Origin of the sequence: Sneathiella sp. (assembly GCF_036960985.1) — a bacterium.
Lineage (GTDB): Bacteria > Pseudomonadota > Alphaproteobacteria > Sneathiellales > Sneathiellaceae > Sneathiella.
Map to the genome: position 1 here is coordinate 1 of NZ_JBALWD010000069.1, position 948 is coordinate 948.

The following is a 948-nucleotide window of genomic DNA, read 5'->3' on the forward strand; positions in this document are numbered from 1 at the left end:
ATAATTTTCCGGCAGCAATGAAAAATCATTGGCATGCCAACCTGATGCAAAAGAAAATCCAACGCGGCCACCCGACAGGTTATCAACAACAGACCATTCTTCAACCACGCGCACAGGATTATGCAACGGTAAAACAATACTGCCAGCCCGGATGGCTATATTGGATGTTACTGCCGCTACCGCTGCACTGGTTACCGACGGGTTTGGGTATAAACCACCAAACAAGTGGAAATGACGCTCTGGTGTCCATACACTCGAAAAACCGTGGCTGTCGGCAAATTTTGCCCCTTCCATCAGTAGTCTATAACGATTGGGGGTTTCAGAGGGCCCAGCATCACTGGAGAAATAAAATAACCCTACATCCATTTTTCGATCGACCTGGGAAACAGATGGCTGCGCCAGAGTCCTAGCTTCTTCTTCCTGCAATACCACCTTAAAACCTCTGGAAAGCGTCCAGAAAATTTCAAGTACCGAAATATCAAAAGAGATACTTGTTACCGCTAGCCATACTCCGGGAACACCATCAAATTCAAGAACATCATCCATCGCACTAAAAAAGTTGACTGCATTTTTGTGCTCTATCATTACCCCTTTTGGTTTGCCGGTTGAACCTGAGGTATAGATGACATAGGCAAGATTGTCAGAAGTAGCGGCCTCTACTGGACGCCCCGCCAACTGTTCTAAGGAAGTCTTATTCAGTTCTTCATCCACTCGAACAATGCGAGCAGAATGCTGTGGTAGTTCTCTCTCGAGTTTAGAATGAACCAATAAAATCTGTAAGTTGGCGTCCTCAATCATCAACCCTACACGATCCCGAGGATAGGCAGGATCCAATGGCACGTAGGCTGCTCCGGATTTTAATATGGCCAATAAACCAACCATCATTTCAATGGAACGATCCATAAAAATGCCAATACACATATCGGGTTTGGCGCCGAGGGATTGCAG

At 46.0% G+C, this 948-nt stretch carries 1 protein-coding gene; it reads right to left on the reverse strand.

The window, feature by feature from the left end; all coding sequences use genetic code 11:
• The coding region (locus tag V7723_RS19710) for an LLM class flavin-dependent oxidoreductase (protein WP_335686213.1) at nucleotides 1-948 on the reverse strand (948 nt) is incomplete at its 3' end.